This is a genomic window from Paenibacillus jilunlii (assembly GCF_900102965.1).
GTDB classification, from domain to species: domain Bacteria; phylum Bacillota; class Bacilli; order Paenibacillales; family Paenibacillaceae; genus Paenibacillus_AQ; species Paenibacillus_AQ jilunlii.
Genome location: NZ_FNGM01000001.1, coordinates 602,909 through 614,999, shown reverse-complemented (window position 1 = coordinate 614,999; position 12,091 = coordinate 602,909). Strand labels below are relative to the sequence as shown.

Genomic DNA, 12,091 nt, shown 5'->3' with positions numbered 1-12,091 from the left:
CTCGGCACCGCTTGCGGCCCATTCAAGGGTATTTCTACCCTTGGTTTCCGGCCTGGCGCCGGTTGCGGCTCTTTCAAGGGTATTTCTACCCTTGATTCCGCACCTCAGTGCTGCTTCGGCTTATCCCGCAGCTGCTCCAGCACGTCAACAGGAACCGACACGCTGCCGATCTCGCCGTGGAACACAACCCCCTGGCGGGCACCGTGGAAATCGGAGCCGCCCGTGACCAGCAGCCCGAACTCTTCTGCGAGCGCGAGGTAACGTTCTGCGTCAGCCGGGCTGTGGTCCGAATGGTACGCCTCGATGCCGCGCAGCGCGCTGCGTTCAATAATGCTGCGGACCAGTTCATCATCCCCGTAAATGCCGGGATGGGCCAGAACTGCCGCCCCGCCGGCCTCGGCAATCCAGCCGCAGGCCAGCTCCGGCGTGATGCGCGGCGGCGATACAAAAGCCGCTGCGCCTTCAGCCAGATACTTGTCGAACGCATCGCGCATGTCCACAGCCGCGCCAAGCCGCACCAGTTCATCGGCAATATGCGGACGGCCCACACTCTCATCAGGCTTCAGCTCACGGCCAATTCCGGCGGTGACTTGATCCATTGTAATATCTATGCCCAGTGCCTGCAGCTTGGCAATAATAGCCTCATTCCGCTGCGCGCGGGTATTCCTTTGCTCCGCAAGCCGGGTTAAGAACAGCTCCTGCTGCGTATCCAGGTAATACCCCAGCACATGGATCTCTTTGCCGCCGGCGCGTGTGCTGATTTCTACACCAGGTACAACGGTGATTCCATATTTCCGCCCCGCTTCAAGCGCTTCAGCCACTCCGGCTACTGTATCATGATCCGTGATTGCTACCGCCGCGAGCCCTTTTTCATAGGCCAGCCGCACATTTTCCGCCGGAGACTGCATCCCGTCTGAAGCCAGTGTATGGGTATGCAAATCGGCTCTGCCGGCGAATCCGCCGCCCGCCTGATCTTTTACACTGCTATTCTTGCCCTTAGTTTCCATTGGTTCCACCCTGCCCTTCAAGTATTCAGCTCTGGGCTGCTTCCCATTCCTCACGAAGAATTCCCATCTTAATGGCATCGTAGTACTCACCGCGCACAATCCGCGCCTTGCGTACCCGGGCTTCTTCGATCATGCCGCATTTGGCGGCCAGCCTCATCATCCGGACATTGCCCGACCACGTGCCAATTCCAAGCCGGACCGTATCCAGCGAATCAAATAAATATCCCATCCACATCCCGAAGGCCTCGGTACCATACCCGCCGGACCAATCACGCGAATCAAACAGCACAATCCCGATCTCGAACCAATTCGTCACCTTGGACACCCAATATCGGCCTACCGTTCCTTTGAGTTTACCGTCAATCTCAATCACCAGGCGGCTGCGGGGCTCACCGGTATAAGCCAGCGCCAGCGTCTCGGCAAATTTCTGGGCGAACGTTTCATAGCTTTCCCATTCCCGTGTGCCGTAAGGGCCATTCCAGAGCAGATGCTCCCTAGCCCCGGCTTCAAACTCATAATAGTATAGGGTGCGGATGTCCTCTTCCGTCAGATCTCTCAGCGTTACCTTCTCACCTTTAAGCAAAATCGCCATACTTGCCCCCCGCCCGTTAAGCTATAAAGTTGAACTGTATCCAAACTTCCCCTTCGCACTTCTGCCCTTTTTATCAATTTCTCAAGTTCAACTTATACAGCCATCTGTTCTCCATAATACCATGGGCACAAAACTGCCAGCTTCCCTACAGATCACCTGCACGGTCACGCAAAAACGTTAAAAATGTAACCGCCGATATCGGCAGCAGCGTTGACTTCAGGTGAATCGCATAGAACTGTCTTTTAAAAGAGGCATCTGTAATATTGACAATCTTCAGCAATCCCAGGGCAACCTCATGCTTGACCGAGGACGTAGAGATAATGGTTATGCCCAGCCCCGCCTCAACCGCAGATTTCACGGCCCCCGTGCTTCCCAGCTCCATCACCACACGCATCGCCCCCGGGTCCAGCCCTTTGGCCAGCAGCTGCTCTTCCATGACCCGGCGGGTTCCCGAACCCTGCTCACGGAGCACAAAAGGATGCTGCAGCGCTTCCGCAAGGGTTACCTCATCCTTCCCGGCAAGCAGGTGCTCTTTTGGCACAATCAGCTTCAGCTCATCCCCCATGACTGGTTCAATCACCATATCCGGATGAGATACCGGTGCCTCGATCAGGCCAAAATTCAGCTGATGCTTGTGAATCTCCTCCAGCAGCTGCGAGGTATTCATGACCTTCATCATGATTGAGATATGCGGATAAGCCTTGCCGAACGGACCGAGCAGGCGCGGCAGCACATACTCTCCGATCGTCAGGCTTGCTCCCAGCAGCAGGCGCCCCTCAAGCATATGGGTAAAAGCCGCCATCGCCTGATCGGTCTCCCTCATCAGCTGGATGCTGCGCAGGGCAAACGGCAGCAGGGTGCGGCCGGCTTCGGAGAGCATAATTTTTTTGCTGGAACGGTCAAACAGCTTGGCTCCGAAATAATCCTCCAGCGCCTGGACCTGCATCGTCACCGCCGGCTGTGTCATATGCAGCGTCTGTGCTGCGGCCGAGAAACTCCCGCGCTCGGAAACCGTGTAAAAGATATGAAGCTGGTGAAAATTCATGCGCTCAGACTCCTTCATAAAATTCAAAAAAACATGCAGCCTTCCGCCGCATGCCTTTTCTGCAACTGTGTGCTTGCTACTTGCGTCTGCGGCGTTTTTTCATCAGCTTCATGCGGCGGGAATGCCGCAGCCACGAGAAGTAGGCCCGCAGATCACGCAGCTGTGGAGTGGCGGAAATATTACCGAGAAAGGTAACCACCACCATTACATACAGCGGATGTCCCGAAAGTGTGGTCACACCCTCCAGCTCCCTGAACTCAGCCACAATAGAGGTGTCGTTATCGATCAGGTAAGCATTGAACTCACTTTGCGAGTACGGCCTTACCCGGTTCTGCTTCACGCACTGCCATATCCATGCACCCATATCTGCATCCTTGCCGTCTTCCTTATTAATCCGGTCGGCAAAACGGCTTCTCGCATGCGGTGTTATGACAATATCAGCCACCCTGTATTCGTTCAGCATGATGTGAAAGGGCTCGTACACCCCCCACATTTCCATCCCCTTGCCATGCATTATCATCACACTCCACTGAAAGGGTCTTGGCATGCTCTTATTGTTGTCAATATTACCGCATTGACGTTTGTTGTTCAAGCATGACGCCCGTCCCCCCTTGCGGAATCACCCGGATTTGCTTGCAGAGAGATCCCGGTCATCCACAAAGCTGCTGCCTTTGATCATTTTAGATTTTTTCTTGAGCCTTGCCGCCTCGCCCGAAAGGTCCTCAATGGAATCAAAATGACGGTAGCGGTTAGTTACAACGGCTATCGAGATGGAGACCAGCGGAATCTCCTCCACTGTACCAGACCGGCTCTCGGTCAGCACATGCTGCTGCAGCAAATGAACAGGATGATAGAACGCCTGCAGAATCCTGTCAAACTCAGATATAATGGTCCTGCAGTATTCCTCATAACAATAATCATCGATAAAGATAATGAAGTCATCCCCCCCGATATGGCCCAAAAAACCCTCCAGCCGCAGGGTGCAATGCTTCAGAATCTCCGCCGTGGCCTGGAGCATCCGGTCGCCTTCCTTAAAACCGTAGGTATCGTTGTAAGCCTTAAAATGATCGAGATCTATGTACAGCACACTGAACTGCTCCTGCAGCAGTGATTTTACCATCCATTCATTAATGCTCAGATTGCCCGGCAGACCGGTCAGCGGGTTCAAAAAGCTTGCGGCCTCCGCTTGAATCTCGGCAAAATTAAGCAGCAGGTCCCTGACGCTCACCGCCCCAAACATAGCCCCTTCATGGGTGACCAGCACATAATCATAGAGATGCTCCTCAGTTCGGTCCATCGCCAGCTTGCTGACTTCTGTAATCGGCGTTTTGTACTCTACAACCAGCGGCGAACCATCCATAATCAGTTCGATGGAGCGGCCCATGTACAACGTGAAGCCGTACAACGTACCGATCTGCTGATAAAAGCGGATCCTCATAATCAGCGCCACCGGCTGTCCGCTGTCAGTCACAGCCACACCCTGCAGCTGAGGATTGCTTTTAAAAATATGGTCCACATAGGCGCACTTGTGATGAATGGAGATCTCGGGAATTTGTTCAGCAATTTCACCGATCTGAAGAAACATGCTTATAGCCTCCTCCGGAAGAAACTTGTGGTGAATCCGATGGAAAAGCTCCCTGTACTGGCAAGTATCCGGGCCTTCCGAGCGCATAGCCCTGGCCGAATTCAATACCGCCCATCTGCAAATACAGCAATTCTTCCTCCGTTTCGATGCCTTCCGCAATGACCCGGGTCGCAGAACGGCTGGCATACTCGCTGATCAGCTCCAAAAGCTCCTGCTGCTCCCGGTTGCTGTGAATTCCGCGGATCAGAGACTTGTCCAGCTTGATGAATTCCGGCTTCAAATATACCAGAGTCTTGAGACTGTTATAGCCGGAGCCGGCATCGTCCACGGCAATACGGAAACCCTGCTCGCGGTAATGGGAGAGCACCTTCTCAAAACTGACATAATCCTGCACCGCCTGACGCTCGGTAAGCTCAAACACCACACGCTCCGGGGAGAGCTTCAGCTCCTGCAGGAGACTGAGCGTCTCTCCGCTTCTATGTCTGGAATCGTTCAGCACTCCCGGGTGCACGTTGATAAATACAAGCCGGTCTGTCCCCGATTCAGCACCCGGCAGGCGTTCCATATACCGCGAGAGCGAAATCCGCCGGCAGTAGCGTTCGAATCTGAACATCTGGTCTGTTCGTCCGGCAAACTCATAAAAATGCTCCGTGGTCGGAAACTGTGCGGAGTGGGGAGGCCTGTTTAGCACCTCATGCCCCATCGTCCGCCCGCTTCTCAGCTGCAGAATGGGCTGAAAAAGAGTCTCCAGGCGCCCGCGTTCCATAATATCCAGCAGCGCCGACAGTCTGCTCAGCTCTTGTACTTCGTTCCTCAGTCTCCCGTTAATGTGCTGAAGATATTGGGGGATTGCCAATAAATTTTGGATCAATGCCATCCGTTTTGTCATTTGGTCACCTGTTTGCTTTTCCTCGTGAATTTTGTCACTCTCTTGCCAGCATATAGCGCAAGTATTAAGCAGCGATAAAATAGGCGCAGAACAGGCGGCATTTCACCAAATTTTGAAACTTTATAGTATTCAGCATCTATATTTGCCCAAATAGAAACGTCTGCGCCGTCCTTATAGGCAGGGTACCCGCTTTTTATGAATCCTACGGCAACTCTAAGTGGAGAAAGGGCAGCTAATTTGCTTGAACCCACTGTTCTCCGCAGATGAGGTGGAAAAAGGTTAACTAATTCAGCTCATTCCGGCCTGCGCCGCTCTAACATGGCATTCCAGTTCCAGAGATTCCGCTATTTGTCTTCCCCTTCCCATTTCAGGCTCCATCGAACGATATAACGGCTGAGTCCGAATCCGCCCGAAAAGCAGACTTTTCCGCAAAATAAAGTAAAATAAAGGCTTCTCAGTCCGCTTCACTCCGCTGCTGAAGTCCAGCCCCCCTCCACCGCCTCTGAAACTCACAAGATATCCACACTTTGGGGGTTGTATAACTTCCTCCACACCAAAAAAAGCAGATGCCGCAAGGCACCTGCTTCATCTTCAAAGAACAGAATCTACAAACCATAATAACGGGACTTGTCCGGTCCGTTGCTGGTGTATTCCGTCTTCAGCTCATTCCGGTAAGACCTTTCAATCTTGCGCACGTAAGACAGTCTGCGGACGTTCTTCATCACTTCCTCGGCACGTTCCGCATTCACATACATGACGGCGTAATGCATCTTCCGGGAAACATAATGCAAAGTCCCGTATTTCTCCAGATTGCGTGCCGCCTTAACATCGCTTACCCATACAATATATCCTGTCCGTTCCGCAAACATCAGCTTTTCGCCTCTCTTTCTCTTGCCCTTATCAGAAGCCTATCCGCAGGAGCACTTGCCTCCGCTGCCGCATCCTCCGCCCTTGGGAGACGGGTCATTGCTTGGCACCTTAATGCTGTCCGATACGGAAAAAGCAATCGTTTCGGACATCGAATGCAGCATATCATCCAGGGTTTTTTCCGCCTGCTTGAAGCGGACAACCTCCTCGAAGCGCTCAAGCTCCTGCTCGACTGCGGTCACTTCATCCATAGCTGAATGATAGTTGGGATGAAAATGTCCGAACCGCTTTGTCTCCTCAAACAGCTCCTTTTTGCTCTGCAGCCGTTTGACCATGGCCTGGATGTCAGGGTTGGCGTCAACCCGTCCTTTCCAGTATAAGTAATCCGACACTTCAGCGGATTGATTAATCATATCACCTAATTCATAGGCGTATGTCAGTACTTCGGCCATATCAACCGTATTTAATTCCGCTACGCTCATGAACTTCAACTCGTTTCTGCGTTAATATTCTACCGCATATCGTAGACCCTCTTATCATAACATACCCTCCCGCCTAAGCAGAAGAGGAATTTCTCCGCATTTTGGGAATCATGAGCTGCATTTCCTGCCAGTCTGCCGCATTCAGCCGAACCTCTTGTACACGGTCAGGCTTGGCCAGAAGCAGTGTGCCCTGCACTTCCCACGGATTGCGGCTGATTCCGGCAGGAATGAAATCACAGGCCTCTCCTTCCATAGACAAACGGACCTTCACTCCCCACTCCAAAGCCTGTTCCATTACCTTCTGGGCAGTAGTAACGTGATATTTCCGCCACTGCTTGATCCACATCTGCGGAACAGCCGCAAGGCCGGAGAGCACCGCTTCTTCGGCGGCATGGAGATTCAAAGGGATCAATGGCGGCACTGGCGGAAAAGCAAACAGCCCGTTTTCCTGCCCATGAACCGGCAGAGCATAGGCAGAGAAATCCTCCGTCTGGCTTCCGTTAAGCAGCGGCCAACGACTGCCTGGCTGTGCTTCCTGACCTGCAATCCTCTTGGGGGGAGCCAATCCGGCTGCTTCCAGCTCCTTGCGCACGGCCTCCACGTCTTCACTGCGGACGATGAAATGCAGCGGTCCGATACGGGCAAGCATCCCCGACAGCCGGGGATGGGCGGCAATATCATTACCGTCCGCCTCAGACCGGCAGGCCAGCAAGATAACCACAGCCAGTTCCGTTCTTCCTATACCTTTGCTCCACTGCCTTAGAGACAGCTCCACCTGAGCCGGCAGTCCGCCCTGGGCATGGTCCGCAAGCCACGAAATTACAGTTCCCGGAGACATACCTAGCTCAGCTGCAGATTCCAGCTTCTCCCGGGTCAGCCGGTAGCTCCACAGGTCGTCGCTATGCAGAAGCTCTGCACACCCCGCGAGCAGCCAGCGGTGGCTGTAAGGACACTCCGCAGGGACCAGCACCTCGAAATCCGGCTGGACAATGAACCCGGGGGAGTCAGAAGCTGGCCGTGTTTCATCTTGCTGCGGCAGATCCTCCTGCTGATCAACGCTTCCTTCTGTTACACCTTCCGGTTCCTGTACCTCTAAACTCCGTCTTAAGAACGCAGCCGCCTCGTCAAGAGGAAGCTGCGGCCGGGCCGCTGTCCAGCGGAAGCAAACTGCTCCGTCTTCCGTACTCCCCAGCTCACACCAGCCGAACCCGGCCAGCCCAGTAAGCCATGTCCGGGCAGAAGCCTCCAGCGTTGCAGCGGCTTCTTCTTGGACCAGCCCCGCTTCCAGCATCCATTCAAGGATATCCGGAAGGGCAAACCACCTTCCGGATGGATAATCGGCTGAGGAGACCATATAGCGGAAGTGCTGCCCGGCAGGGTCGGGCTGGCCGTAACGGCTCAGCACCAATCCGTAGAGCAGGCTTGACATCTGTTTCCCGGAGAGCTGCAGCCAGCTTTCCAGCACCTGTGTTACCAGCAGATATGCGGAATCCTCCCGGCGGACGAGTCCCAGGCACAGCAGCAGATCGAGTATCACCATCACTGGCAGCGGGAACGGGTACACCTCCTGCTGGGCTGCCGGGAACAGTCCTTTTAAATGTTCCTCCGGCAGCGTAAGGCTGGCGGCCAGCCGGTTGATGTTTTTTTTGTGGATCGCCCCTTTTGCCGTTAGGGGCAGCCCTTCTTCAGCAATGAAGGCCAAGGCCCGAAACAACTCCCCAGACAGCTCAGGTCCCGCTTCTACGACCATTTTATTCACCTTTACGGCCTGTACAGATACACGCGGGAACAACATGCGCTGAAGTAAAGGCAAATGTCTCTCGGAAATTTGATACAGCCTCTCGCCCCACAATTTCTGCCGGAGCTCCAGCAGTCCGGCCTCCCGCAGCTCCAGCAGTGCCAGCTGCAGCTCTGCCCGGCAGAGCGCTGCCGGACAGAGCTGCTCAGCCTGTGCTTCAGTAAAAGGCCTGGCGGCGCAGGCCCCGATGATCTTTTGCAGCACCAGCAGCGCTTCCGGCGTTAAGCCATTCATAGGCTCACCTCCTCCGGTTCGACGGTCTGTACGGCATACTCATAGCCCTGCTCGGTCAGAAACAGACGGCGGCGCAGAGCGAAATCCTGCTCCCTGCTGTCACCGGACACCAGAGTATAGAAGTAGGCCTTGTTCTCGCCCGGCTTCGGCCGGAGGATACGTCCCAGACGCTGGGCCTCCTCTTGCCGTGAACCGTAAGCACCGGACACCTCGATAGCTACAGAAGCATCCGGCAGATTTACGGCAAAGTTTGCTACCTTGGATACCACAAGCAGCCGTATTGTCCCTTCGTTAAAAGCAGCATACAGCTCGCTTCGCTCCTGCTGGGAGGTCTTGCCCGTAATCAGCGGCGCCCCCAGGCTTGCCGCCAACTGCTCCAGCTGGTCCAGATATTGTCCGATGACCAGAACCGCCGCCCCCGGGTGGGCTGCTATGATCCTTGCCGCGGCCCCAGCCTTGGCCGGATTGCCTGCAGCAATCCGGAACTGCTCTTTTCCTCCGGCATACATATACCGGTGCCTGGTTTCGGTGCCCATGGGCACAACGACCTCGATGCAGTCGACTGCCGCAATCCAGCCTTGCTTTTCCAGCGCCTTCCAGGGCAGTTCATAGCATTTGGGGCCGATTAGCGAGAATACGTCATCTTCCCGCCCGTCCTCTCTAACCAGCGTAGCCGTCAACCCGAGACGCCGGGTGGCTTGAATATCTGCAGTGGCTCGGAACACCGGAGCCGGAAGCAAATGCACCTCGTCGTAAATAATTAGCCCCCAGTTCCGTTCATTGAACAGATTCATATGACCAAAGGGGCCTCCCTTGGAGCGCCGGTGCGTCAAAATCTGATAGGTAGCCACCGTTATCGGGCGGACCTCCCTCTTCACTCCGCTGTATTCTCCTACAGCTTCTTCATCCAGCCCGGTCCTTTTCAGCAGTTCTGCCCTCCATTGTGCAACCGATGTGGCATTCGACGTGAGGATCAGCGTCTCGCACTGCAGGCTCTCCAGCACCGCCAGACCCACAAGTGTTTTGCCCGCCCCGCAGGGCAGGACCACGACACCGCTTCCTCCGCTGCCGCCGATTCCCCCAAATCTGCGGACGGCTTCCTCCTGATAGTCTCTTAGGCCAACGAACTCTCCGGATACCGCTCCGCTTCCGGCAGCCTTCTTCCAAGGCACGTTCAGCGCCTGCCCGTCCCGGTAGCCCGCATAATCGAGGACCGGGAACCCCAGCCTAGTCAGCTCCTGCTTCAGCAAGCCCCGTTGTTCAGACGGACACTGGCATTCCAGGGGAGCTGTTCTTTTCAGACCCAGCTCCTGTACAGCAGCCTGCTCTGCCAATTCGTCGAGCAGCACCGGGTTATCGGCACGCAGGACCATCAGCGAACCGCCGGCCCCGGAATGCAGCTCCAGTCTTCCGTAACGTGAGACAAGCTGTCTGACCTCCTCCTCAAGACCGGCGGGTATACCACAGCGCGAGAGTAAGCTCAATACGGTCAGGATCTCGTCCACTGTTTTGCCTGCAGCAGCTGCGTTCCAGAGTGATAGATGGGTTATCCGGTAAGTGTGGTAGGCAGGAGGGCTTTTCACCAGTTCGGCAAAGTCAGCCAGAGCCGTCCGGGCCGCCTCAAAGCCGGGGTGTCCGCATTCCAGCAGGATCGTCCGGTCTTTACGGATGATACATGCTCCTTTTCCGTTTCCGTTCATCAACAAACCCTCCAATACTTTATGCTTTATGGTCCAGACCGTCCGGGACTATGTATCTCTGAAACCTGTGCATAGCGGAAAAAGCCCACCTCCGCGATAACGGACATGAGCTTCCCCCTTGCTTCTATTACTAATGCAGATGCTGCTGAGAAATGTCAGTCAAAGCTTCTGCTGCTTCATCAGCAAAAATATTCTTTACGGCCAAATCACCCAGCGACACGATCCCGATCAGTTTTTTTCCGTTGACCACCGGTATGCGCCGGATCTGCCTGGAGGCCATCAGTTCGGCCGCTTCATCCACCGAAGTGGATTCGGAAACGGCAGTAATTCCTTTGGTCATGACCGTTTCCACCGCAGTCGAGCCGGAATGCTTCTCTGCATAACCCCGGATCACCAAGTCCCGGTCCGTAATAATACCGATCAAGGTTTCCCCGTCAGCTTCTACCACCGGAATAACGCCGGTATCCGCATCTCTCATTTTCACGGCTACCTCATAGAGATTATCCTGTAAGGTGACGCACACAGGCTGCGCCGTCATTACTTCTTTGACTGTCTTCAAGATTGAACCCTCCTGTCATGTTTTCCATGTTCTACGGAAGTAGGTTCCCCTTGAACCGTTAAAATATACGGGCGGCTAATTATTCATTCAGGCAGGAATCCGCCATCGCCACCAGCACCTTCGCCCCATGCAGCAGAGCATCCTCGTCAAAATCGAATTTGCTGTGGTGATGCGGATACACCGCTTCTTTATCCGGGTTGCCCGCTCCCACAAAGATGAAGCAGCCGGGGATTTCCTTCACATAATAGGAAAAATCCTCTGCCGGCATGATCTTCTCCATCCGTTCCACGCGGACTCCGTCTCCAAGCGCAGCCGGCGCCACGCGGAAAAAGCGGTTGAATTCCGCTTCGTCATTCACCAGCGGCGGATAACCCATCAAGTAATCGAGCTTGGCTTCAGCACCGTACGATGACGCTACAGAAGCGGCCATCTCTTCAATTCTCTGGCGGATGAGATAACGGGTCTCCTCGTCAAACGCGCGCACCGTGCCGGTGATCCGGCAGCGCTCCGCAACGATGTTCTGGGCGGTCCCGCCCTGAATCGTTCCCACACTTACGACTGCAGGGCGCAGCGGGTCCACCGAACGGCTGACTATGCTCTGCAGCTGGGTCACAAGCGCGGCGGCGGCCACGATACTGTCAACCGTGCGGTGCGGGGTACCGGCATGTCCGCCTTTACCGGTGATGTCGATGAAAAATTCATCCGCGGAGGCCATCAGCGGCCCCGGTGCGCTGGCTACCTGTCCGACCGGCAGCGGCGTCCACAAATGCAGGCCGTATACTGCGTCAGCTCCCTCCAGCACCCCTTCAGCGATCATCCCCAGCGCTCCGCCGGGACAGATCTCTTCCGCAGGCTGGAACAGGAAACGCAGCTCGCCCTGGAGCTCTTCCCTGCGGCTGCTGTAATAGGCAGCGGCGGCAAGCAGCATGGAGGTATGCCCGTCGTGGCCGCAGGCATGCATAACTCCGTGATTTTGCGAGGCATACTCCCGGCCGTTCTCCTCCGTAATAGCCAGCGCATCCATGTCCGCGCGCAGAACAACGGTTTTGCCCGGCGTTTTTCCTCTCAAGATCCCGGTCAGCCCGTAACCAGCCTTGCTTCTCACGACTTCAATCCGGAATTCTATTAGCCTCGCGGCAACAAACGCCGAGGTCTCTCTCTCCTGATAAGACAGCTCCGGATGACGGTGCAGATGTCTGCGCCATTTCACCATATCCGGCAGCAGCTGTTCCAGTGCCAGCCTCTCCATATAATCTCCACCATTCAGCCCTAAAGGCTATATTTCTATTATTGTAGCAGAAACACAAAAAAGAGGGTACCAACAGGTCCGGCA

12 protein-coding genes are annotated in these 12,091 nt (G+C 55.0%); all 12 read right to left on the bottom strand.

Annotated features, from left to right (window positions below; translation table 11 throughout):
- Positions 1-104 precede the first annotated feature (104 nt).
- The 12 genes from BLQ82_RS02975 to BLQ82_RS02915 all read right to left on the bottom strand — a co-directional run bounded on the left by BLQ82_RS02975 (position 105) and on the right by BLQ82_RS02915 (position 12,007).
- Complete coding sequence (locus tag BLQ82_RS02975; protein ID WP_062524064.1) at positions 105-1,007, bottom strand: PHP domain-containing protein; 903 nt, start codon at positions 1,005-1,007, stop codon at positions 105-107.
- A gap of 25 nt (positions 1,008-1,032) precedes the next feature.
- The gene (locus tag BLQ82_RS02970) at positions 1,033-1,599 is read right to left on the bottom strand and encodes a GNAT family N-acetyltransferase (RefSeq protein WP_062524063.1); all 567 of its coding nucleotides are present in this window, start codon (positions 1,597-1,599) and stop codon (positions 1,033-1,035) included.
- Positions 1,600-1,744: 145 nt separating this feature from the next.
- A complete protein-coding gene (locus tag BLQ82_RS02965) occupies positions 1,745-2,644 on the bottom strand; it encodes a LysR family transcriptional regulator (RefSeq protein ID WP_062524062.1) in 900 nt (299 codons plus the stop codon).
- Positions 2,645-2,720: 76 nt separating this feature from the next.
- Positions 2,721-3,158: a hypothetical protein gene (locus BLQ82_RS02960; RefSeq protein WP_062524061.1), complete on the bottom strand. Its 438-nt coding sequence runs from the start codon at positions 3,156-3,158 to the stop codon at positions 2,721-2,723.
- A 105-nt stretch (positions 3,159-3,263) separates the two neighbouring features.
- The gene (locus tag BLQ82_RS02955; RefSeq protein WP_062524060.1) at positions 3,264-4,229 is read right to left on the bottom strand and encodes a GGDEF domain-containing protein; all 966 of its coding nucleotides are present in this window, start codon (positions 4,227-4,229) and stop codon (positions 3,264-3,266) included.
- A complete protein-coding gene (locus BLQ82_RS02950; protein ID WP_062524059.1) occupies positions 4,210-5,118 on the bottom strand; it encodes an EAL domain-containing protein in 909 nt (302 codons plus the stop codon). The genes BLQ82_RS02955 and BLQ82_RS02950 overlap by 20 nt, the downstream gene beginning before the upstream one ends.
- Positions 5,119-5,723: 605 nt before the next feature.
- Positions 5,724-5,987: a YlbG family protein gene (locus BLQ82_RS02940; protein ID WP_020432997.1), complete on the bottom strand. Its 264-nt coding sequence runs from the start codon at positions 5,985-5,987 to the stop codon at positions 5,724-5,726.
- 39 nt (positions 5,988-6,026) lie between these two features.
- Positions 6,027-6,467: a YlbF/YmcA family competence regulator gene (locus BLQ82_RS02935; protein ID WP_062524057.1), complete on the bottom strand. Its 441-nt coding sequence runs from the start codon at positions 6,465-6,467 to the stop codon at positions 6,027-6,029.
- A gap of 73 nt (positions 6,468-6,540) precedes the next feature.
- Positions 6,541-8,499 carry a helicase-associated domain-containing protein gene (locus tag BLQ82_RS02930; RefSeq protein WP_062524056.1) on the bottom strand — a complete coding sequence of 653 codons (1,959 nt, stop codon included), beginning with the start codon at positions 8,497-8,499 and terminating at the stop codon, positions 6,541-6,543.
- Positions 8,496-10,199, bottom strand: a complete 1,704-nt coding sequence (locus tag BLQ82_RS02925) for a DNA repair helicase XPB (RefSeq protein ID WP_062524055.1) — start codon at positions 10,197-10,199, stop codon at positions 8,496-8,498. The genes BLQ82_RS02930 and BLQ82_RS02925 overlap by 4 nt, the downstream gene beginning before the upstream one ends.
- Positions 10,200-10,329: 130 nt before the next feature.
- On the bottom strand, positions 10,330-10,758 hold the full coding sequence (locus BLQ82_RS02920) for a CBS domain-containing protein (protein ID WP_025704864.1): 429 nt from the start codon (positions 10,756-10,758) through the stop codon (positions 10,330-10,332).
- Positions 10,759-10,837: 79 nt separating this feature from the next.
- Positions 10,838-12,007, bottom strand: coding sequence for a M20 family metallopeptidase (locus BLQ82_RS02915; RefSeq protein WP_074647693.1), 1,170 nt, complete (start codon positions 12,005-12,007; stop codon positions 10,838-10,840).
- Between the last annotated feature and the right edge of the window lie 84 nt (positions 12,008-12,091).

Coding starts and splice junctions, on each gene's coding strand:
- BLQ82_RS02960 (WP_062524061.1), bottom strand. CDS start 3,158: ATGCATGGCAAGGGGATGGAAATGTGGGGGGTGTACGAGCCCTTTCAC.
- BLQ82_RS02975 (WP_062524064.1), bottom strand. CDS start 1,007: ATGGAAACTAAGGGCAAGAATAGCAGTGTAAAAGATCAGGCGGGCGGC.
- BLQ82_RS02950 (WP_062524059.1), bottom strand. CDS start 5,118: ATGACAAAACGGATGGCATTGATCCAAAATTTATTGGCAATCCCCCAA.
- BLQ82_RS02965 (WP_062524062.1), bottom strand. CDS start 2,644: ATGAATTTTCACCAGCTTCATATCTTTTACACGGTTTCCGAGCGCGGG.
- BLQ82_RS02955 (WP_062524060.1), bottom strand. CDS start 4,229: ATGTTTCTTCAGATCGGTGAAATTGCTGAACAAATTCCCGAGATCTCC.
- BLQ82_RS02915 (WP_074647693.1), bottom strand. CDS start 12,007: ATGGAGAGGCTGGCACTGGAACAGCTGCTGCCGGATATGGTGAAATGG.
- BLQ82_RS02935 (WP_062524057.1), bottom strand. CDS start 6,467: ATGAGCGTAGCGGAATTAAATACGGTTGATATGGCCGAAGTACTGACA.
- BLQ82_RS02925 (WP_062524055.1), bottom strand. CDS start 10,199: ATGAACGGAAACGGAAAAGGAGCATGTATCATCCGTAAAGACCGGACG.
- BLQ82_RS02940 (WP_020432997.1), bottom strand. CDS start 5,987: ATGTTTGCGGAACGGACAGGATATATTGTATGGGTAAGCGATGTTAAG.
- BLQ82_RS02970 (WP_062524063.1), bottom strand. CDS start 1,599: ATGGCGATTTTGCTTAAAGGTGAGAAGGTAACGCTGAGAGATCTGACG.
- BLQ82_RS02930 (WP_062524056.1), bottom strand. CDS start 8,499: ATGAATGGCTTAACGCCGGAAGCGCTGCTGGTGCTGCAAAAGATCATC.